The sequence below is a fragment of the Sphingobacterium alkalisoli genome (assembly GCF_005049105.1).
Taxonomy (GTDB): Bacteria; Bacteroidota; Bacteroidia; order Sphingobacteriales; family Sphingobacteriaceae; genus Sphingobacterium; species Sphingobacterium alkalisoli.
On sequence record NZ_SUKA01000002.1, the window covers coordinates 843,799 to 864,899 of the forward strand.

Below are 21,101 nucleotides of genomic sequence, written 5' to 3' on the forward strand. Positions count from 1 at the left end.
ATTTGAGTAGAAAAGTAAAATATCCCTTATAGACCTATTATGGCCAGGTAGTTCTACAGATCAATCGGTAACATGACGATTTTTTGTAATGCGTTTTCCCCGAATAATACAGTTTAATAAGATAAGCAATGCAGTAGCTCCTGCTACTAAATAGATGGGCTTATTAACGTGGTCGTTCGATATTGCCACCGCGATCAAAGCCCATGTTCCGACTAGACCAAAAGAAATAAGGTTTTTTTTCCATATCGTCAGAATATTGATTAGACCAGCGATCAATATCATTACAATAGTCCACGTCATTTCGGGCGCACCCCATCCATCCCATTTTATTTTTGTTAAATAAGCCGCTATATTGGCAATTAGCGCTACAGAAATCCATCCCGCATAGAGGGAAAATGGAAGAAAAACCAATACTACTACTACTTTTAAAGCTGGGCGATCCAGACTGGAATGAATATTTGCAATGATTTTCAATAGAACCAATAACAATGCAACCATGATGCACACAGATAATCCAATATAATCATTTAACCAAGAGACCACCCAAGCGCTATTTAGTATAGAAGAAAGGCTAAACCAGATCCCGATGTCCTTAATAATGCTATTCTCGTGTTCTCTCTTTATAATACAGATGGTGTAGATGATGTGACTGATTAAGAATAGGTAAATCAATCCCCAAATGGAAAAAGCGTAGGATGCTGGAGTGAATAAATTGTCATACCGATCAGATACCGTTTTCATCGTGTTTCCATTAAAAAAACCGGTATTGGATTGGTAATTAATTATCAACATGATAATTAGAAAAGCAGCATTTAGAATAACTAAAGATTTCTTTTTCATTGAATCTGATTTGAAAATATGATTAATCAAAATCTTGAACCGATATAGACCAAAATATAAACATTTTAACGGCGTTAAAGTTCTAAAGATAATTCATATAATCTTTTTTTCGATAGCAAAACACGGAATGTTTATTACCACCTTTGCTTAACATCTACCCCGCCTAGAAAGCCCTTTCGTAGGCTTTCGGAATGGAAATTTCTGCCCGAAGTCTTTTAGCAGCGTGTAGCGCAAAGTATGGATCGCGTAATAGTTCACGGCCGATAAAAACCATGTCGGCGTCACCGTTTACAAGAACAGTCTCAGCTTGCTCGGGATTGGTAATCATACCGACGGTGCCAATAAGCAGTTTTTCACCTACAGCTTTTTTGATCGTGCTCGCCAAAGGCACCTGATAGCCCGGGCCTATATTAATGCGTACACCACCTACAACGCCACCGCTGGAGACGTCGATAATATCTACACCGAGCCGGGACAATTGCTCGCTAAGCCATACAGAATCTTCCACGCTCCAACCAGCCTCTATCCAATCGGTAGCTGATATGCGTACAGCAATTGGCAACTCTGCAGGCCATACGGTTTTAACTCGGTTAATTGTTTCCAGGAGCATACGTGCACGATTATCGCGACTTCCACCATATCCGTCCGTCCGTTGATTGGCTAGAGGAGAAAGAAATTCGTTCAATAAGTAACCATGCGCACTATGAATCTCGATGAGCTCAAAGCCTGCATTCAGTGCACGGGTAGCTGCATCTGCAAAAGCTTGTTGTACAGATTCAATGTCCTGCATGGTCATAGCTCGCGGGATAGGAGTACCCTCTGCAAACGCTATGGCCGATGGTGCAATCACCTCCCAACCACCTACTTCGGGTGTGTGCAATACCCTGCTCTCGCCGCCTGCTGCCCAATTGCTGGCCTTTCGACCTGCATGGGCGAGTTGTATGCCGGCAACGGCACCATTCTGCTTGATCTGTGTAGCAATGCGTGACAGCCCTTCGATATGCTCATCTTTGTAGATCCCAAGATCACCTACACTAATACGACCTTCCGCTTGTACGGCAGATGCTTCGAGTATAACGGTACCCATGCCGCCTACCGCGCGACTGGCATAATGTGCAAGATGCCAGTCCGTTGCAAAGCCGTCTTCGCTGGAGTACATACACATAGGTGACATCACCAGTCGGTTTCTAAAATGTATAGATTTTATCTTAAGAGGTGTAAATAGTTGTGACATATAACCTGTATTATTGTTTGTGTCCCAAATTAGACAAAGAAAACATAGCTTCGGTTGTTGGAATGTCAAAAATTAGCTACCTGTGTAACTCAAAATCGTCATACAGGATACCATCAGCCGTATAGGCTTTATAATACAATGTATTTCCTTTGATATCTATGACCTGAAACAGCTGTGTGTTTTCAGCTGATTTTTGTATCCATTCTTTTTGTGTATCGATCTGATACATCTTGGGGCCAGCCACCGATACGATATATACAGGCTTCTTTTCTTTTTTAGAAGGAAGCACACTTCTGGCGTAGGTGTGGTCGTGTCCCTGCAGGAGGAGGTGTACGCCATATTTTTCGAAAAGTGGTCTAAACAAATCTGAAAATTGATAATTGTCGCGTGACTTAGCCGTCGAATATACAGGATGATGGCACATGACCACAGTCCACTTGCTAGGGTTGTTCTTGAGTACTTCTTCCAACCATTGCGCCTGTGCTGCACGATATGTGCTGTCCAACATGATGACCTGGGTGTTGAGCGCGATGATACGCAGTGGACCGTAGTCTACAAAGTAGTTGGATTCTTCCAGTCCTGCTGCACCGTTTTCCGGTAGTCTGAACTGGTGTTGCCAATGTGGATCGAGTGTCAGTACTTTTTGCTCATCCCTAAAATACTCGTGATTGCCGGGTACCATAAGCTGTGGATAACTGCTGTTGATACCGGTACCTGCATAAAACCATTCGCCCCACTCGTTGTCTGAATTGCTGCGGTTGATCAGATCGCCGGCATGAAGTACAAAGTCGGCCTCCGGACAGGTTTGTATAGCTTTGCGATATACACGTGTCCAGCGCGAGCGTAGATCATTCTGCGCATCTCCCAGATAAATGAAAGATAGGCTATCCACCTCAGCTGCAGTTCTAAATTGAAACCATTCGCTCCAAGCTCCTTCTTTACCCACGCGATAATTATAGGTACGATCTGGTTGCAACTGGTCAAAGGATACGTTGTGATACATCGACTGGTTATTTTCTCGGTCAGCAAATACATTACTCTCGGCCTGAAATACCCGGATTGAAGTGTCTGCAAACTCAGGTGTGTTATTTTCGATGCGCAACTGTGCAATCTGTCCACTGCCTTGGATTACGTTTGTTCGCCAGTTGACCGCTTGAGTGTGCGCTGCGTCGTTGGTAAGGTTCAATATGACGCGGTCAGGGTGATTTTCGGCAAGATAACTTTGCCCTTGCGCCATCGAAGTTAGCATGATGCCCAGCGTTAGTGTAGTAATTAGTTTTTTCATCTATGTTAGCGTTAAAATTATTTAAACTGCCACCTCCGTTTATTTTTGATTAATCGAGGTGGCAGCATTTAGTGTGCGTATGTATCAATTATTAATTAATCATGTATTTTACCCCAATGTTCCCCCATCGAGCGTAGTATTTATAGTCGTTAGGACGTCCGTCACCGAAGTCAAACCGCACCTGTGAATTCGTAATATTGCTTAAGCCCACAAATACGGTGAAATTCTTGTTAATCTTCTGTGAAGCAGAGAAATCAAGTTGCGTACGGCCTTTTTCCATCAGATCATTAGCTTCTTCATCTGCCAATTCGCTAATGAAGGTCTCGTAGAAATTAAGGGCTATACGTCCAGAAAACCCATATTTTTCGTACGAAAGCGCAAAGTTACCTACGCTCGGGCGCATTTCAGGTAGCCTCACTTTGCGAACAGACTCTACTCCAGGTACCTCAAAAGATGATTTTACGTAGGTGTAGTTTGCAAAAACACCAAAGCCATTTGCAAAGCCCGGCAAGAAGGTAAACTGTTGTTGCCAAGCGATTTCTAAACCATATACATCTGCTGCCGCACCATTTACCGTTTGTGTGATCGCGTAGCCGTCGTAAGTACCACCAGACTGTGTGTATACCGACTCATAAATGTAGTCGTTTATTCTTTTATAGAATATACCACCGGAAAGTAAGCCGATAGGATTTAAATAGTGTTCAAACAACAAGTCTGCATTCGTCGAGTTACTTTGGTCGAGCTGAGGGTTACCTTTTTTCATGCGTTTACGGCGCACCTCAATTTCTTCCCAGGGAACCAAGTCATAATAAGAAGGGCGGGATAGGGTGCGTGTAAGCGCACCGCGAATGTTAGTCTGCTCGGTGATTTTGTATTTAAGATTCAAGCTCGGAAAGAATCCCGCAAAAGCAGCTTCAGTATTTACAGGCTGTGTCGATTGATAGTTACCCTGATCATCGAATGAGACAATATTACCCGTATACTTAAATCCGGTACGTTCGTAGCGCATACCAAGTATAGTTTCTAATCTACCAGTGGTCAATTTACCCAGGAAGTAACCTGCAGCTAGATTCTCATTTCCTTCGTAAGAATCAGGATCCGTATTTTGACGAATGTAATTGTCATTGGTTTCAAAAAGGTTCATGTTTTCTTGATAGTATTTTTCCATCAAGTACCCATTGGCTATAGCTCCAGAAAGATTGTATTTACCGCCAAAATATTCGCTACGACTGTAGTCTGATGTAAACGCATCCATAGTCAATGAACCGGTTTTTAGTCGATATTGGAAATAGTTGCGCGTGTGTGCGTCTTCTTTGTAGCGGAAACGTGCACCCGCTTTAAGGTCTAAGGTATGACCATCACCGAATGAAAGGGAGCGTTTGATATTTCCAGAAAGCTGTAGATCCTGATCGTGCGCAAATTGGTGGCGACGGTTGTAGCTGTTAGCTGTGTACTTTGCCGCATCATTTTGGTCTGAACCCGTAAATAAAAACTGTGGTGCGCTCGGGTCATTGTTGTCAATTTCTGCGCTTAGTCCACTTTGTTGGAAATACCCGTCATAGTACAGCGGCTGGTCGTAACGTCCTTTGGCAAACGTAGCATCTGCATCCACTTCATAGTTGTTGAATACCGTCTTTCCGCCCAGAGAAAATGTGATAATATCTCTATTGTAGTCACGTGGCGTCCCCGCCGAACCGATGCTGATATCTGTTGCTTGGTTGATATCGGTATACTCACCGATATTATAGGATTTGGTGCCGCGGGTCTGTAACTCGAAATATTTGTTATACGAAGAACGCGCATACAGCTTCGTGGCTTGGTTGGGATAATAGTTAAGCTCTAATTGCAAGCCAGTATTTTTACGTTCCAGATCGCTGCCTTCCAATTCTAGGTTTGACATCAGCAAGCGCTCTTGGCCATCGATCTCATAGGTGTCATAATCAACCTGCACACGGTCTTCTCCACGGTAGGTCTGGCTGTAGTTTATATCCGCAAGAAATCCCCATCTGTCGTAGCGCTTTCCGAGTACAGCACCAATATTATAATTTGCTTTGGACAGCAACTGGTTGTATCCCCCGCCTACATTGACGCGAAAAAGTTCTTCACCGGCCTTTGGTGTTTTGGAAACAATATTTACCGAACCAGCGGTTGCATCGGCATCCATATCAGGCGTAAAGGTCTTATTTACCTCGATCGCTTCGACCGTAGAGGAAAGGATCCCATTAAGATCGATCTCGCGGCTATTCGTCTGCGTAGAAGGTAGTCTGGTTCCATTTAAGGTAACGGATCCCATATTCTGACTGAGGCCGCGCATCACGACATTACGCGGTAATCCGTAGCTGTAATCCATGGCGATACCAGGTACGCGTTGCAATGCTTCTGCAACTGTCGCATCTGGAAAACGCTCAATCTGCTCCTGCGACAGCACATAACGTATATTGTCGGCATTCTTCATGTTGCTCAATGCCAGTGCTTCGCCACGGCGTATGCCGTTGATCGTGATGCCTTCTAAGTTGTTATCTTTTGGTTCTAATAGGATGTTGATAGGCGTCCCTCCATTTGGGTAGGTGAGCTCTATTGTTTGGTTTTGGTATCCAACATAAGAGACTTGTATATTTATTTTTCCCGGTTTTAGACCTTGTAGGATAAAATAACCATTAGCATCAGCCATGGTCTCCCGATTATTAGAAAGGTTGACCAGCGTCGAATGGGGCAATACACGTCCGGAGTTGGCGTCTTTGACATATCCCGCGATAATATTTTTCTGTGTAGGATCTTCTTTTGTCGATTTCGAAGCAGCCACTACTACAATGTTATTTTGCACAATACGGTACCCCAGTCCGTTGTCAGTCAGTAGTTGATTTAGTACCCCACTTGCAGTTGTACTGCTTTGTTTTATGGTGTGCGCATTTTTTCCGTGGATAAGATTTTTGTCGTAAGAAATAGGAATGTCCAATTGTTTTTCCAATTGATTCAAACCTTGTTCTAGATTACCGTTACTTCCTGCCCAGTAAATCTGTTTTTCTTGTAGCATTTTGGATGTCTGTCCTATTGCAGGAGTAGATGGCATAATGCCGACGTTGAAGACCGTTGCAGCAAACAGTAAATTGCGAACTGTCTTTAGCTTTTTTTTCATACTTTTGATATTATTAAATTGTAAATTTGATCAGGAGTGTCGGTTACTTTAGCGAGAGACTGACACTCTTTTTTATTTGATTGTAATTGTTTGATCCTTTATAATAGTACGTCTAGCACTGATCGTACTGATCAATGAGGCGATGTCTTTTAAATCCATGTGTGGGGTCAAAGTAACTTTGTAGCGTACCTGAGTAGCTTTATCCGTAAGGTGTATTAAAGAAATGTTGTAGTAGTCTGCTAGACATTGCCGCAAGGTCGCGAAGTCAACGCCATTCAAAGTCAACGAGCCGTTTTGCATATTCAGACTGACATCGCTCGATTTTGTCACCTCCCATTTCTGCGTGCTTTCTTGATATACCATTCTTTCATTCGGGGTAAGCTCGACTTCACGTTGGTCTATCCGGATACTTACTTTTCCTTCCTCAAGAAAGACGCTATGTTGATCACCTTCTACCGGACTACTTACCGAAAATCGAGTTCCAAGCACGGTCGTCTCTAAGTGTTTGCTGTGTACAACGAACGGTTTTGCTGCATTCTTTCTAACTTCAAAGAAAGCATTTCCTTCTAGAACCACGTTACGTTCAGAACGGTTGTAACCGGCAGCTACCTGCAATCTGCTATAGGGACGAAGTATGACCACCGTACTATCAGGCAGATTTATTCTCTTGGCATTATTTGTACTGCTGAATAATTGTACAGGAGCAGTTTCTTTCGTGTCCGTAGAACGTAATAGTACATTACCCCAGATAACGCCTCCAGCAAGAAGCAGTACACCAATCCATATCGCTGCATGCTTCCACATGATGCTTCGGCGCTCTTTTTTTTCCCGATGCGTGCTGTAGCTTTGAAGCACACGCTCGTACAAACGCTTTTCCAGCAGGCTCTCTGATTCACTATCAAGAGGAGTAACCTCACTAAAAATGTGTTCTTTTTCTTTTGTAGCTAATGACTTGCGCTTCGGTGCTTTCATATGAGGTATACGAACATCCTATAGGCAAATCCCGACTGTTTATGAGATTTAATAATTATTAAATACGCTGTTTATATAAGGTTAATATAAGTACTCCTTTTGGAGCTATTTCAGGAATTTTTCAATAGCCGTTCGTAGTTTTTGGTTAGCTAGCGAGAGCTGATTGCGAACGGTCTTGTCAGAGATCAGTAGCTTTTGGGCGATTTCTGTCGTATTGAAACCTCCTTTGTTATTGAGCTGTACCACACGGCGCATCTGGTCAGGCAACCTGCTTACCTGTAGTTCTAGGAATTCGTCAAATTCTCGCTTAATCGTAATCTCCAGTGCTTTATTGTCATGCTGACTGTACCAGGTGGGGATGTCCTGCTCAAGGTCCGTCTGGAGTTTACTCTTACGATAATGGTCGGTAATCCGATTACGGAGTGCAGTGTACAGATAACCTTTAATTGTGTCGATGCGATCTTCTAGGCTGTCTGATTTTAATAATTTTAAAAATACATCATGAAGAAGATCCTCGGCAAGTGCATGATCCTTTACTTTTTTTAGGGCAAAGTAGTAGAGCTCTTTCCAGTATAACTTATATATGCGATTAAAGCAGTCAATTTTTGGATCGGAGTAGTGCATTTTCTCTGTTGTTGGTTTCTATACCATGTGCTGCCCCATAAGGAGCAGTAATATAGTAGAAGACACGACAAATCTAGGTATGCAATGTTAACTGAATGTGAAAATAGTAAGAATCTTTTAGGTGGTGTATCTTTTCGTTTGCTAGTATTGTCAACGTTTTATATGGGGACTTCTTGAGATTTTCCTGTTTACCATATTTATAAGTTACTTTCTATGTAAGATTCTTACCGCTGCTTCAGACGCAACGATAAGGCCCCCTGCCAGCATAATAATATCCTTTAAGACTAATCTTCCTGCTCCTGATAGATAAGGGAATCCATAGTGTGGTGTGGGAAAATCCCCACCTAGATTAGGTACAAAAACCTCTGGTGTAGTGATAAGGAATGAAAGCGTAACCAATGACATTCCAGTAGTTAAAAGACCGCCCAAAAAACCGATTTTGGGAAACCAAATACCCAATAAGACGAGGCTGCCGATAGTAACAATAACCAATCCTAATGCGTAAGAAAAAACATAGGTGCCGTTTTGTTTATGCCAATCTACATTTTTCTGTACCATTTTTCCTTCCGGATTTTTATGAAGTGTATATTCACTTACCTCTATATTATGACCGTTTAATGTGGTGTTATCGGTATTCTGATAAAAGAAATTCATCAAAGGACTGTTTATAACAAAGGGCACTATTCCGTCGGCTTCATATTGATAGGCCTTCAATCCGCCAATCCATACCATCACTAAGAATAGCGCACCCCGCATTAAATTGATAAATTGTTTTTGAGAATTGACAAATAAACTAAGAAATTTTTCCATTTTTTCATACATTTAATGTAATCAAAAATACAATAGATACGCTTGTCTAAAAATGGATAAATGTGGATATTACATAGACTTTTCGGCTACAATGGATATACCAACTTCTTGGCGAAAGGTCTTCGGGGAGACACCAACCTCTTTTTTGAAATATCTGCTGAAATAAAATTCATCCTCAAATCCCAGCTCTGCGGAGATCTCTTTAATATTTTTATTGGTAAGATGGAGTAGCCTTTTTGCTTCGAGTATTAAGCGTTCCTGAATAAGCTTTGAAGGCGCCTTTCCATAGTTTTTCTTTACTTTCTTGCTAAAGGCATTTACGGATAGACCATGAAGATTTGCGTAGAAAACAACTGATTTTGACGAAGCAAAATGAGTGTCAAGCATCGTTCGGAAGTTAAAGATGTCCGGCTTTTTTAAAGATTTTTCAATGGATTTTTGTGTAGATTGCTTTTCTTTACTGCATAAGGCAAGTATAAGCTGAAGGTATGTCCTTACAATCGCCAAATCATAATTCAGTATAACATTTCCAAACTTTGCTATTTTATCAAAAAGCATCGTAATTTCATCAAAAAAATCATCTTCAACTGAAATGAAAGGCTTCTCATAAATATTATTGAAAAGGATGCCATTGCAGGCAACTTCCACTTTATGGTATTCGATGCAATAAAAGTCACCATGGAATTGGAGGATGCGAATGTTTTTTGAATCTCCAAAATTCCAATTTAATAACTGATAAGGTGATAAAAAAAGTATATGCTTTCCATAGGTATCATGCGGATTAAAATCTATTGAAAAAGAAGCATTTCCGTCCACCATGACAACGAAATAATAAGGTTCATTGAACTTTGGAAGGGACTCGCCAGTATTACAAACCGATATTTTGATAAATGAATCCAAAAGGCAGATATAAGATTGTTATTTTATAAATTCGTTCGTTTTGAAGATTGTTTCTATCTGGCTTAATACATATAATGTCTATTTTTAATCCCTATCTCTCAATCGCAACACCTTTTATGAAGCGTGATTTCTTATATTTACAATGTTTCCAGCTGCAATGTCAGCTCCTTCATAGCAACAGGCAATTCAATAGCCATGTCGTCAAACCGACATTCTAGGGCAATTTTTCCGGCGTAGCCAATCTTGCGCAGCGCCCGAAGGTACGGTCGGAAATCGTCGCCAGCGACACCGGGCGCGGTCCTGTTTTCCTTTTCGGCAATATCCACATGGTAGACGAATTCCCTGCCCGCCTCAATGATCCTTTCTGGGGATTCATTCTCCTTGAGCATATGATAAATATCTACCAATAGTTTGAAGTTTGGGTGGTTCACCCGTTTTGCGATGCCGTAGGCTTCCTCGACTGTATTGAACAGGTTGGTCTCTCCGCTGTTGAGGTTTTCCAGGCATATCACTACACCGTAAGATGCTGCGAGCTTGGCCAGCTTACCTGCAAGACTAGTAAACTGTTCGATCGCCTCTTGCCGGTCGTAACCTTCGGGTACCCGACGGGATCCACCGCTACCGAAGACGACAATCCCGACTCCAGTTTTCTGGGCATGGGCAAACACATTTGCGGAATGGGAAAGGATACCATTATGATCTGCCTCAGGCCCGACGGCCTTGAGCGATCCGGGCAGGAAAACATTGCAGGCATAGACGGGAAGACTTTCGGTTAGCTTGAGGGAGTCAACCGGATCATTCGGTTTCAAATACTCCGACACGGTGGGTTGGATAAACAAAAAACCATGACGTGCTACAAGGTCGGTATCTTTCATCGATGCGCAGACACCCAGCTCCGGCCTGAAGAGCTGTTGCGCTATGCTACTGGCCGATGTAAAAAAAACAGCGGCTAGCGTAACCATTCCCTTTAAAATTAATTTCATTTCCATGGATATTGCGTTAATATTTGAATACGTTCTGTCCTGCCATGACCTGCCTTGCCTTGGGGTCGAATGTAGCCCGTGTTCCTGTCCGGTATGCTGCATTGGCCATTATGCAGGCTACCGCGTGGTTGTAACCGGCCTCCACCGGCGCATTAGGGGTTTGGCGCGACCGGACGCAATCCATCCAGTTACGCATATGCGCATCCGTCAGGAAATCCCCTCCGGTATTTGCACCCGAAGCGGCCTGCACGTCGGGAAGCTTATATTCCTCCAATAGATTGGCTTTAAGTCCCATCGCCTTCGCTGCATCATTTTGAAGCCCACCAGTCGGTGTGACCCTGTTCTTGTCCAAATCAAGCATGCCCCCGTTGGAGTAGTACAGTTCCTTGGTATCTCCGGCCGAGTTGCTGAAGCGCGAGGAATAAACGACCTGGAAACCATCCTCTTTACGATCCAGTGGTCCGTAATCAAATACGGCGGTCAACGTGTCGGCGTTGGTGCGTCCGTCCTTCCATAGGTATATCCCACCATTGGCCGTCACGCCGCGAGGGTAGGCGAGGCCCGAGAACCAATGCACGGTGTCAATCTGGTGGGACATCCATTGACCAGGGATGCCGGATGAATAAGGCCAAAAAAGGCGGTATTCCAAGTATTTTCGGGGATCCCAGGCCTCGAAGGGCCGGTTTATTAAAAAGCGCTTCCAGTCCGTATCGGATTCACGGATGGAAGACGTAAGTGCAGGGAGGCGCCATCTGCCCGGCTGGTTTACGTTCCAGCACATCTCGACCATCACAATATCGCCGAACCGTCCGGAGCGAATATAGTCATTGGCCGCATGGTAGTTTCCCCCGCTTCGACGTTGTGAGCCGATCTGCACGATGATATCGCTAGCCTTGACTGCATCGAGTGCCCTATTTGCGTCGTCCATTGTTTCGGCGAAAGGTTTCTCGCAATAGGCATCCTTGCCGGCTTTCGCCGCCTCAGTCAGGTGGAAGGCGTGTTGGAAATCTGCTGTGCTGATGATCACTGCATCGATGTCCGCACGGTCATACAGCTCGTCGTTATTGCGGCATAGCGCGACATCGCCTCCTGTCTTTTCGCGGATATAGGCAGCTCCTTCTTTGCGCCGCCTGTCCCATATATCCGACAAGGCGACAAATTCAAAATCGAGCGCCTTGGCGTGGCTATTAAATGCAGGAAGCAACGAATGCTTGAATCGGTTCGAAAACCCGACAATACCCACGCGCACCCGGTCGTTTGCGCCGAGGATCTTGCTGTAGCTCTTTGCACTCATTCCAAGTCCGCCGATGGTTAATCCAATAGCGGAAAGGGTGCTCTTCTTAATGAAGTCTCTTCTGCTTTCCATAATAAGATATATTTGTGCTATTTTTTTAATTTAAGTTTAATAGCGTTTACAATTAGCAATCGTAAAGCTATTCTTTTTTTTGCAAACAGTGATGCTCTCTGCGTAACAAAAGCATTGATTTACATTGGTTTGAATTGTGTTTCTGTAGCGGATCATAGGCGCATTGATAAATTACTATTGAAAAGGAATATATATATTTATCTAAGCAAAGATTTATATGGAAAGTATATAGGCTTATAATTACGTAATGTTTCGTCTGCTTTATTCCCATTGAGACCATTGTTTTTGGATTTCTTCATTTGCTCTGTATGATATCGTGTCCGGATTTTACTGTATTTTTCCGACCGTCCATTATCGAATTTAGTTAGTGATAGAAATTGGTTTCTGACATAGTCCGGAAATGCTTCACTCTTTTTCATAAAGAAATACGCATATATTCATTGATACCTTGTAGGAGCCTATGTACGCTCTCTATAGAAAAAATAATAGGTCAATAATGTGGCATTGACGAGAACAGAAAAAGCATTGGATAGAATAATGGGCCATTCTTTCAGCAACACGCCGTAAACCACCCACATCGATACACCTCCTAACAAAATAGTAATCATAATCGGAGAGAGGTTTGCTACATCTTTTTCCTTTATCACTTTAATTAACTGAGGAACCATCGAAATGGAGGTCAATATTCCGGCTATGATTCCAATTACGATTTCCATGCGACTAGATTTATTTTGTGTTTTATTAAGATAAATTGATATACTCTCCCCTTGAAAAACGCTGTGAGAATGTACGTAGCATTTAACTGTGCTATACAAACACGTCGAGTACCAATCTTGTTTCGAATTGGAATATCGGGGATTGAAATAGGGTATAAATATCGATTAGGTAAGTAGTTATGTTGTTAACTTGACTATTACTACCTTAATTATTCGTAAGTAAACTTTTGTTTCCATAGATTGTTCAAGTTCAATATAATCACTATATCATTAGAACGATGGAAACGAAAAATATTTTGATGTTACTCACAGCGCACCGGTATATGGAAGATACCCAGAGCGAAACGGGTGTGTGGTTAGGCGAATTTACCGATCCATATTATATTTTCCTTGACGCGGGGTGCAAGGTTACACTTGTTACTATACAGGGAGGAGAGCCTCCTATTGACCCGATGAGCAAATTAACGGAACATATTACCGCTTCCAATAGGAGGTTCTTAGCCGATAAGGAAGCACAGTTCCATCTTCAAAATACACTGGCCTTACAAAATGTAATTCCCGATCCTTTTGACGGTCTGTTCATTCCCGGAGGTCATGGCCCTTTATGGGATCTGGCAAGAAGTTTGGAATCCGGTCGTCTTATCCTGGAGTTTTATAAGCAGAGGAAACCGATCGCGGCTCTGTGTCATGGCCCAGCCGCGTTCTTAATGGCAGCTAAGCTTGATCCAAGCTTTTTATTGGGAAAGAAAGTAACTTCCTTCACCAATACCGAGGAAGCATTGGTGGCGCGAAAAAATAATATCCCTTACGAATTGGAGACTGTGCTAAAGGCTAGAGGTGCTGAATTTACATCGGCGACGCTACCTTTTACGGCTCATGTCGAAATAGATGGGGATCTGATCACAGGACAGAATCCATTATCCGCCAGGCAAACGGCTACGTCGCTCTTGGAACGTATCGCAGAAAAGGAAGCTAGTTTAGGTTTTTAATTTAATAATTTAATATATACACCTTATCGGCTGATCATCCGGTCCCATTTTACTTGGTAAAATAATTGCGCCTACACCCGCCGTAAGATCTAGACCTATTCCACGCATCCAGATATTTGGTTTGCTTTAGCCTTTCTGGTAAAAAAAAAATATAAATGCGATTGTACCTGAATCTTATAAGATAGTTTGGTTTAAGGCATAGATATTGTTATATCTTAATTATAAAACTAGAATCATGAATGTAAAACGTACTTTTGGAACTGTTCTCACTATTTTAGGTACTATTGGTTTGATTTACGCAGGATATGAATTGATCAATAAAAGTACCGCTTATACGTCCCTTGCTGTTGTAGGCGTAATCGCGCTGATCTTTTTTTTCTCAGGAATTGGTTTAGTGAAAAACACAAAAGATGAAGCGTAATTTGTAGAGCAGAACTAGTAAAGATTATTGCGATCCAGGAGTTTCGCGCTGCCGAATGCAACCATGAAGCATACAGATCATCCAATTTATCAAATTGCAATTCCGCTTCCGCCGACTACTTTTATACCCTCTTTAAATTTTTTCCAGAAACGGATATAGCGGTATTGGGCTTCAAAAGGTTCAGCATTGTAGCTACCCATTATCTTCATTGATACTATGATGACGGCCATATCTTCGATGATATTGAGCGCTTCAATTTGGGGGGTAATTGTGTTAATCTTTAATGTCCCATCTCGATATGTTCTCAAATCAATTTCTTTGGTTATTACATCGCCGCTTGGAATGACGAACAGCAAGTCATCGTGTAGCAATTCTTCAAGCGTGTTGATATTACTTTCGGTGATTGCTTCGTACAGTCTATTTTCCTGTTCTATAATTTCATTTTTGGTGATAAGTGTTTCCATAATTTATCTGCTTGCTGTTCCGATTAAGTCAAAGATAGTGCATTTATTTTTACGACGACTTCTTATGCAATTCCGATGTAACGAATAAATGGTTATACATGGTTGTGGTACGGAGTTAGTTGCAGTAATAAAAGAAATGATTTGAAACACAGATTTTACATCGTTGCCTTAACGGGACTTTGTCAATTCGTTAATAACGGTTTTAAGTTGTATCAGACCCTTCTCAACATTATTGAGATTTTCGGAATACTTTTTATCATTTTTATCCGCCTGCTGTTTCAACAGCTGGAGCGATAGACTTATTCCCAAAATGGGATTTTTCAGGTCGTGGGCAATGGTATCCAGTGAGAGTTTATGCACTGCGATCAGTTCTTCCTGCGCCTTAATATTGCTGATATCAACGAACGTAATAATAGCGCCATCCGTTCTATTTTCTTTCCTTAAAAAGTAAGGTAGGATATTGAGCTGATACCAACGTTTGTCAGTAGTTTGAATTTCTTTTTCAAATATCTTACCCCTTTCGATCACTGCTTTGATATTACTGATGATGGGGGGATATTTGAAATGATTTGCAATATTTTTTAGGGGAAGCCCGGCGAAATTCTGTTTAAGCGAAAAATGTTTCATAGCCGGCGTTGTAAACTTCCGGAGTACCAGATTTGCATCCACGTAAAGTTGTGGAATAATAGTATTGCTGAAATAATTTTCCAGCTCTTCATTAATGTCAATTAGCGTATGCATTCGTTCAATCTTACTTTTCATAGGCCTGATAAAGAATTTCAATATGGCACAATATGCTAATATACTATATAACGGAATTTGACGTATTTTGTTTTATAGATTCCGTATTTATCTTAAGTCCTACCGTATTTTATGGGGTTAACAATGTATATTTCTCGAGTAGATTATGAAACAGCCAATACTGAATGTAAGCGGACGTCATTGTTTCAGAATTCTCGACGGATCATGTGGAGCATGTCGCTATGATATTTAAATTATGATTCGGCTGTGAGTGCGGAAGTAGTCTCTTCATTATCAATTAAATGCCTGTCGGAATTCAAGAGGTGACAAACTGGTTTTCTTCTTAAATAGCGTACTAAACGATTGCGCATGCTCAAAGCCAAATGTATAAGCAATTTCGCTTACAGATAAATTTGTCGTCGACAGTTTTTCCTTCGCCTTTTCAATCACACGCTGGTGTATATGCTGCTGTGTATTTTGTCCGGTATGCATGCGCAGTAGATCGCTGAGATAGTTAGGAGACAGGTTCATGAGTTCGGCCATGCGTTGTACCGTTAACAGTTCGGGTTGCGTTGTCGTACTGCCGTCAAAATATTTCTCAATAAGAAGTTCAAATTTGGCAAGCAGTTGATTATTGTGGTTTTTCCGGGTAATAAACTGCCGCTCGTAAAATCGATTCGAATAATTGAGCAACAACTCGATTTGCGATAAGATGATTTCCTGCGTATATTTATCAATATGCAGGCATTCCTTATCGATCTTGTTCAATATGGTAATCAAATCATCCTCTTCGTCAGCAGAAAGATGCAGCGCCTCATTTACGGCGTAAGAGAAGAAGTTGTAATCGCTGATATTGCGTGCTAGCGGATGGGATAGCAAAAAGTCGGGATGGAAAATTAGCAGATAGCCCGATCCGCATTCTACAGTGTTCAGATCCAGGTATTGCACCTGGTTAGGTGCAGTAAAGCTCAGTACCCCCTTATCATAATCATAATGTTGCTGACCATATCGTATTTTACCTTTTGCATCCCTTTTAAGGGCAACACAATAAAATCTATTTACAAAGCCTTTCCATACATCATCTTCCATGAAAATACTTTCGGCGAGGTTAATCACGCTTACCAATGGATGGCGTGGCTCGGGCAGAGAGAGTAATTGGTGAAATTCTGATATTGACCTGATAGCATTCATAGTACTAATTTAGACATTTTAATGTACATAGTAGCAGTTGCATCTTTAAAATGCAACGCTACATAAAATACGCTAATCGATGAGCCCCATACTAAAATCATCGTATGGGTTGCCGGTGTCGGTACCCAATGGTACAATGTTTTCGAGTTTTGATACATCAGCTTCGTTTAATTCGATTTCGGTGGCTGCTATGTTTTGCTCTAGATATTTTCTTCGTTTCGTACCAGGTATGGGTAAGATACCTTTGTTTATGATCCAAGCCAGTGCCAACTGTGTTGTGGTTATGTCTTTCTCTTCGGCCATGGCCTCAATTGCTTTAACCAGCTCAATATTCTTGTAAAAATGAGGCTCCTGAAAACGTGGAATTGCGCGGCGAAAATCATTTTCCGGCAAGTCATCTATGGTTCGGATCTGGCCGGATAGAAAGCCGCGACCTAACGGGGAATAAGCCACAAACCCTATCCCAAGTTCATGTAAGGTATTCAATATGCCACGTTCCTCTACTGTACGCTCAAATAATGAATATTCACTTTGTACCGCCGTAATCGGGTGAACCGCGTGCGCTCTTTTTATAGTTTCTGAAGATACTTCTGATAGTCCGAGATAACCCACCTTTCCTTCCTTTACCAGCTCACTCATCGCCTCGATGGTTTCTTCGATGGGGGTGTTTTTATCAAGTCGGTGCATGTAGTACAGATCGATATAGTCAGTGTTGAGGTTTTTTAGCGAACGCTCCACCGCTTTTTTAACATATTCTTTTTTACCATTTATGGCCCAGGTCACTTTGTCGCTGTCATCTATCTCCCAGCCAAATTTTGTCGCGATAATATATTTATTCCTATTACCATCTATTGCTTTAGCAATCAACTGCTCATTTTTGAAAGGGCCGTATAAATCCGCAGTATCTAAAAAATTGCCGCCTAATTCGAGCGACCGTTGAATCGTGGCAATAGCTTCTTTCTCATCAGCCTCGCCATACATGTTTCCTCCCTCAAAACCTGTCATACCCATGCAGCCCAATCCTATACTAGGTACAGCAAAACCCTCGCTTCCTAAATTTATTTTCTTCATTACCATACTATTAAATTTTGATAGGTCAAAGTTCGCTAAGAACATTTTCATAGGTGTATGCAAAGCCCTGAAAGATGTATGCAAATCAAGGATAGCTAAATATATATTAAATCTAACTCTCTTCAGTTCAATCTTTTTTTTGAAAAAATCAGCCTATTGGTTAACTTTGCCTCAATTCTTGATTTATTAATCTTTTAAGCATCAAAGAATCATGACAGCGCAAATTTACATATCGCCCCTTTCGCTCATTGCCTAACAAGGCAGTCAAACACCTGTTTTTTTATTGATTAAGCAGTTGCATACATAATTATGCTGGTCGTTTTTTGCTGCCTTCAAATTCTTGGTATTTTCTGAGCACCTATAAAAGGGTATATCCTTCCACAAGGGTGATCGCATCAGACAACAAATTCAACAAATTTTAATAACATACTCGGCGACAGCTTTAACGCTTTCCCGAGTTTAGATAAATAAGAACCCATATGGGCAATTTAAGAACAAAAGATTTAAGTAAAATCGGCTATCAAAATGATCAATTACGTAGTTTGGTCATTAACATAATTTCCAAACATTTCAAACACCATAGTAAGCAACAACTATTTGAAATGTTGCACCAAATCATGGCCGATCCGGCGTCATTTTTAGCAGACGAGGTCACGGGTAAAATTGCTGAAAAAATCATAGGCAAATCGGGAAATCCATTGTTTCAAACACATGCACTGCGCGACGAGCCGGTCTTCTGTAAAACCTACGGTGGTAAGTGGATTGAACACTCTGCAAAAAAGCAGATGGAACTTGCCACTCTCTTGCCGATCAGCGTACAAGGTGCGCTCATGGCAGATGCACACATGGGCTTTGGTTTACCCATCGGCGGGGTGCTGGCCACGGATAATGCCGTGATCCCCTATGCAGTAGGGATGGATATCGGATGTCGGATGTCGCTTTCCATTATTGATGAAAGTGATAGTTACATCCAACGCTTTGCCTATCAGATTAAACAGGCGTTGAAAAACTATACGCACTTCGGCATGGAAGGCGGTTTGGATATCAGGCAGGAACATGAAGTGTTAGACAGTGCCGTATTCAATGAGATCCCCTTTTTAAAACCGTTAAGAGGTAAAGCCGTGCGGCAATTGGGCACATCAGGCAAGGGCAATCACTTTGTCGAGTTTGGCGAACTAGAATTGTTGGCAGGAAATGCGTTAGGGTTACCCGCCAAAAAGTATACCGCGTTGCTGGCACATTCCGGAAGTCGAGGCCTTGGCTCTGCTATTGCGCAGCACTATACCAAGCTTGCAACAGACAGTTGCAAGTTACCACGGCAAGCACAGCAACTGGCTTGGTTAGATATGAATACCGAAGCCGGGCAGGAGTATTGGCTCGCTATGACGTTGGCGGGTGACTATGCCAAAGCTTGCCACGATCGTATCCATTCCAACCTGTTAAATGCGCTGGGCCTAAAAGCCATCTGCGTCGTAGAAAACCATCATAATTATGCTTGGAAAGACAAGTTGGCCGATGGCCAAGAGGTGATCATACATCGGAAAGGTGCTACCCCCGCGCATAGCGGAGAGCTCGGCATCATACCGGGCAGTATGACAGCGCCAGCCTATTTGGTTTCGGGCAAAGGAAGCGACCAAGCATTATATTCGGCGTCGCATGGTGCAGGGCGGGCTATGAGCAGACAAAAAGCTAAGGAAAGCATGACCTCATCAGCAATGAAGAAGCTGCTTGTCAATGCAGGTGTGACCTTAATCGGCGGGTCGGTCGAAGAGAACCCATTAGCGTATAAAGATATTGAACAAGTTATCACCGCACAACATGAGTTGATCGACATCCATGGTAAATTTTATCCACGTATTGTTAGAATGAATAAGGACTAGTGATGAAGAAAATAACGATACAAATCGCATCAGGTAAGGGCTCGGCAGTATTCTGCCGGACCCTTACCTGTGTACAGGAGCTGATGATGAAGCAAGCTCTACGATATGGGCTTTCTGTTACCAATCGTTGTAGATAAGTTCGACAGCTTTTGGTTAGGTAGACTTACGCGGTAAACAGGGTATTGCACGCTGATCTTAACTTATACTTAGCATTACACGCTTTAAATCCGCAGATGTTATAGCCGTTTTCAAACGCTTATAAACGACTATAAGCGTTTATAGTACGGCTAATATTTTTAGTTTTTTAGATGTTTGCTTAATCAATTTATTTATGTTAACGTAAACACTATTTAATTATGAAAGAATTAGAAAATCCCGTATTCATTGATCCTACTACTGATGAGGGGTTCAAACGGTTATTTGGCGATAAGATTAATCTTATCAATTTTCTCAACATCATCTTCCGGGGCCGCAAGGTCATTGTCGACCTTACCTACCGTGATACCGAGCGGGTCGGGGCAGCAGAGGATATCGGTACGGTTATCTTCGATCTGATGGTCGAGACCAGTACGGGGCAGGAGATCATTATCGAAATGCAGACCAGCCGGCATTCGAATCTCAAGAAGCGGATGCTATACTATGCGAGCAAAGTTATTTCGGACAAAGCGCCCCATGGTGACCGTAGAGGCTGGGCATACTCCCTTCCCGAAGTGTACACCATTGTACTGATGGATGGCTTCCATATGCCCGATAGCAGCAGTAGGGGACATTTACATGATATCTGCCTGTGCGATAGAGACTCGGGTAAAGTTTTTTACGAAGGATTAGGGTTTATTTACATGGAACTCATTAACTTTGTAAAAGGCGAAGCAGAGTTGGAGAGCGAGCTGGACAAGGTATTCTTTATGCTCAAGAATATGTCCAGGTTAAAGAAACTGCCCAGGATACTGAATTCGGGCGTTTTCCAGCGGTTTTTCCAGCTGGCGAGCTACGCAAAATTGACAAAGGAGGAACGATATATGTATGATATCAGTTTAAAGCGCAAATGGGACGCGGAAGCCGTCCGACAGGCACAAGAGGAAGACAGGCAGGAGTTATTGGCGAAGCAGCAGGCACTGGAGGCGCAAAGGCAAGCTTTAGAGGCGGAACGACAGGCATTAGAGCAGAGTAAGCAAGTTCTAGAGGAGAGTAAGCAAGTCCTAGAGCAGAATAAGCAAGTCTTAGAGCAGAGTAAGCAAGCATTACAGCAAAAGCAGCAGGCATTAGAGGAGGCGCATGCATATAATTTAGCCCAAGCTCACAGGGAAGCACTTTCTGAAGGCGAGCGAAAAAAGGCTATTGAATCGGCACGAATAATGTTAAGCAAAGGCTATGACAGACAGGAAATTTGTGATCTTCTGGGCCTTACTATCGAGGAGGTCGGGAACTTAAAATAGTTTTTAAGTGTCTCGGGGAAATCCGCTGCTGAGCTAGCTATG

The 21,101-nt window shown here is 42.3% G+C and carries 20 protein-coding genes; 4 read left to right on the forward strand and 16 right to left on the reverse strand.

The features are described 5' to 3' along the window. Positions 1-60: 60 nt before the first annotated feature. From FAZ19_RS09245 to FAZ19_RS09295, 12 genes are all read right to left on the reverse strand, one after another. Positions 61-840, reverse strand: a complete 780-nt coding sequence (locus FAZ19_RS09245) for a tryptophan-rich sensory protein (protein ID WP_136820413.1) — start codon at positions 838-840, stop codon at positions 61-63. Positions 841-1,003: 163 nt separating this feature from the next. After that, positions 1,004-2,074 (reverse strand): NADH:flavin oxidoreductase/NADH oxidase, encoded by a 1,071-nt coding sequence (locus FAZ19_RS09250; protein WP_136820414.1) that lies wholly within the window; start codon positions 2,072-2,074, stop codon positions 1,004-1,006. 76 nt (positions 2,075-2,150) lie between these two features. Next, positions 2,151-3,359, reverse strand: a complete 1,209-nt coding sequence (locus tag FAZ19_RS09255; protein WP_136820415.1) for a purple acid phosphatase family protein — start codon at positions 3,357-3,359, stop codon at positions 2,151-2,153. Positions 3,360-3,450: 91 nt separating this feature from the next. After that, positions 3,451-6,495: a TonB-dependent receptor gene (locus tag FAZ19_RS09260; RefSeq protein ID WP_136820416.1), complete on the reverse strand. Its 3,045-nt coding sequence runs from the start codon at positions 6,493-6,495 to the stop codon at positions 3,451-3,453. Between the two features lie 72 nt (positions 6,496-6,567). After that, positions 6,568-7,467, reverse strand: coding sequence for a FecR family protein (locus FAZ19_RS09265; RefSeq protein WP_136820417.1), 900 nt, complete (start codon positions 7,465-7,467; stop codon positions 6,568-6,570). Between the two features lie 105 nt (positions 7,468-7,572). Then, entirely contained in the window at positions 7,573-8,091 is a 519-nt protein-coding gene (locus FAZ19_RS09270) for an RNA polymerase sigma factor (RefSeq protein ID WP_136820418.1), read from the reverse strand. 204 nt (positions 8,092-8,295) lie between these two features. Continuing rightward, positions 8,296-8,901: a DUF417 family protein gene (locus FAZ19_RS09275; protein WP_136820419.1), complete on the reverse strand. Its 606-nt coding sequence runs from the start codon at positions 8,899-8,901 to the stop codon at positions 8,296-8,298. 69 nt (positions 8,902-8,970) lie between these two features. After that, on the reverse strand, positions 8,971-9,801 hold the full coding sequence (locus FAZ19_RS09280) for a helix-turn-helix domain-containing protein (RefSeq protein WP_211245467.1): 831 nt from the start codon (positions 9,799-9,801) through the stop codon (positions 8,971-8,973). A 137-nt stretch (positions 9,802-9,938) separates the two neighbouring features. After that, the gene (locus FAZ19_RS09285; RefSeq protein ID WP_169305615.1) at positions 9,939-10,790 is read right to left on the reverse strand and encodes a sugar phosphate isomerase/epimerase family protein; all 852 of its coding nucleotides are present in this window, start codon (positions 10,788-10,790) and stop codon (positions 9,939-9,941) included. Positions 10,791-10,800: 10 nt separating this feature from the next. Continuing rightward, positions 10,801-12,150: a Gfo/Idh/MocA family protein gene (locus FAZ19_RS09290; protein ID WP_136820421.1), complete on the reverse strand. Its 1,350-nt coding sequence runs from the start codon at positions 12,148-12,150 to the stop codon at positions 10,801-10,803. Positions 12,151-12,347: 197 nt separating this feature from the next. Then, a complete protein-coding gene (locus FAZ19_RS23855; protein WP_169305616.1) occupies positions 12,348-12,569 on the reverse strand; it encodes a hypothetical protein in 222 nt (73 codons plus the stop codon). A 39-nt stretch (positions 12,570-12,608) separates the two neighbouring features. Further along, positions 12,609-12,866 (reverse strand): SemiSWEET transporter, encoded by a 258-nt coding sequence (locus FAZ19_RS09295; protein ID WP_136820422.1) that lies wholly within the window; start codon positions 12,864-12,866, stop codon positions 12,609-12,611. Positions 12,867-13,144: 278 nt separating this feature from the next. Here FAZ19_RS09295 and FAZ19_RS09300 point away from each other — a divergent pair, with 278 nt between their 5' ends. Together FAZ19_RS09300 and FAZ19_RS09305 are read left to right on the forward strand one after the other, a co-directional pair. Continuing rightward, complete coding sequence (locus FAZ19_RS09300; RefSeq protein WP_136820423.1) at positions 13,145-13,855, forward strand: type 1 glutamine amidotransferase domain-containing protein; 711 nt, start codon at positions 13,145-13,147, stop codon at positions 13,853-13,855. Positions 13,856-14,090: 235 nt separating this feature from the next. Continuing rightward, complete coding sequence (locus tag FAZ19_RS09305) at positions 14,091-14,276, forward strand: hypothetical protein (protein ID WP_136820424.1); 186 nt, start codon at positions 14,091-14,093, stop codon at positions 14,274-14,276. An 89-nt stretch (positions 14,277-14,365) separates the two neighbouring features. Here FAZ19_RS09305 and FAZ19_RS09310 read toward each other — a convergent pair whose 3' ends face one another. The 4 genes from FAZ19_RS09310 to FAZ19_RS09325 all read right to left on the reverse strand — a co-directional run bounded on the left by FAZ19_RS09310 (position 14,366) and on the right by FAZ19_RS09325 (position 17,743). Then, entirely contained in the window at positions 14,366-14,740 is a 375-nt protein-coding gene (locus FAZ19_RS09310) for a nuclear transport factor 2 family protein (protein ID WP_136820425.1), read from the reverse strand. 168 nt (positions 14,741-14,908) lie between these two features. Continuing rightward, positions 14,909-15,502 (reverse strand): PAS domain-containing protein, encoded by a 594-nt coding sequence (locus tag FAZ19_RS09315; protein WP_136820426.1) that lies wholly within the window; start codon positions 15,500-15,502, stop codon positions 14,909-14,911. A gap of 273 nt (positions 15,503-15,775) precedes the next feature. Beyond that, positions 15,776-16,672: a helix-turn-helix domain-containing protein gene (locus FAZ19_RS09320; protein WP_136820427.1), complete on the reverse strand. Its 897-nt coding sequence runs from the start codon at positions 16,670-16,672 to the stop codon at positions 15,776-15,778. A gap of 72 nt (positions 16,673-16,744) precedes the next feature. Continuing rightward, complete coding sequence (locus FAZ19_RS09325) at positions 16,745-17,743, reverse strand: aldo/keto reductase (protein ID WP_229707367.1); 999 nt, start codon at positions 17,741-17,743, stop codon at positions 16,745-16,747. 479 nt (positions 17,744-18,222) lie between these two features. Here FAZ19_RS09325 and FAZ19_RS09330 point away from each other — a divergent pair, with 479 nt between their 5' ends. Further along, positions 18,223-19,623: an RtcB family protein gene (locus FAZ19_RS09330; protein WP_136820429.1), complete on the forward strand. Its 1,401-nt coding sequence runs from the start codon at positions 18,223-18,225 to the stop codon at positions 19,621-19,623. 356 nt (positions 19,624-19,979) lie between these two features. Continuing rightward, complete coding sequence (locus FAZ19_RS09335; protein ID WP_136820430.1) at positions 19,980-21,059, forward strand: PD-(D/E)XK nuclease family transposase; 1,080 nt, start codon at positions 19,980-19,982, stop codon at positions 21,057-21,059. Positions 21,060-21,101: the final 42 nt, after the last annotated feature.